The sequence below is a fragment of the Pseudoalteromonas sp. MER144-MNA-CIBAN-0113 genome (genome assembly GCF_040308965.1).
Lineage (GTDB): Bacteria > Pseudomonadota > Gammaproteobacteria > Enterobacterales > Alteromonadaceae > Pseudoalteromonas > Pseudoalteromonas tetraodonis.
Window position 1 is genome coordinate 1 of sequence record NZ_JBEOOG010000426.1, and the last position, 260, is coordinate 260.

Consider the following 260-nt stretch of genomic DNA (forward strand, 5'->3'; position numbering starts at 1 on the left):
TGTTTAGCAGCCCCTTTGCTATCTACTTTATTAAGTATGTCAGTAAGGCTTAGTGCACCTTGGCTAAATGGTTCGCCATTTAAATATACAGCCGGTACAGCTAAAATATTTCTCTCTTCTACTTCACCTTGAAATAATGCACCGTCAATCATGGTGGCTTTAATATTACTGTTTGTCGCTGCCATAGTGTTAAGTGCTTGCACTACTTGCGGGCACGTTTGGCAACTTAAACTTATGTATACTTCAAAGTTCAGCTCTTG

The 260-nt window shown here is 39.6% G+C and carries 1 protein-coding gene; it reads right to left on the bottom strand.

Features of this window, described 5'->3' with window-relative positions; genetic code table 11:
• Positions 1 to 260: thioredoxin family protein (locus tag AAEY57_RS20345; protein ID WP_350608703.1), on the bottom strand; the 260-nt coding region annotated here is incomplete at both ends.